A 590-nucleotide genomic window follows, 5' to 3' on the forward strand; every position below is an offset into this window, starting at 1 on the left:
TCCTGCGAGCAGCGATGCATTCCACCGAGAAAACAAGATTTAGAGAAACGCAGAGAGATAACAAATGTGATCCATTGCATCGAACCGGCCGTCCACATAAGGTCATCCAGCGTGCGGTAGACCAGCCCCGCCGTGCCGGTGTTGCCCGGAACCGGTGGCACGAACGGCGTGGAACCGGTGGCAAGGATCAGCGTGTCATAAGGCAGCAGCCCTTCGGCACTTTCCACCATCCGGGCCGCGCGGTTTATGCGTGTCACCCTGACGCCACGGTGCAGGGTCAGGTCGTGATGGGTATGGAAATCATCCACATGCAGGCGCAGCGCCAGCGCATCGCGTCCGCTCATGTAATCGGTCAGGTGCACGCGGTCATAGGCGTGGTGCGGTTCGTCGCCAAAAATGTGAATCGCACAGTCTTCATGCAGCCCATGCGCCACAAGCTGCTCGGCGCAGTAATGGCCAACCATGCCGTTGCCGATGATGACGATGTTTCCCGTTCCGGTCATGTTCGTTTCCCCTATCGTACAATCGGCTGTCAGAATTTGAATTCCATGGTCTGCATGTAGAATGCCCCGTCCTTCGCCCCCGCACGG

General features: G+C 58.3%; 1 protein-coding gene. It reads right to left on the reverse strand.

Annotation, left to right across the window (positions count from 1 at the left end):
* Nucleotides 1-503: FAD-dependent oxidoreductase (locus CFR80_RS18755; RefSeq protein WP_258367978.1), on the reverse strand; the 503-nt coding region annotated here is incomplete at its 3' end.
* Nucleotides 504-590 lie beyond the last annotated feature (87 nt).

Origin of the sequence: Komagataeibacter oboediens (assembly GCF_003207815.1) — a bacterium.
Lineage (GTDB): Bacteria > Pseudomonadota > Alphaproteobacteria > Acetobacterales > Acetobacteraceae > Komagataeibacter > Komagataeibacter oboediens.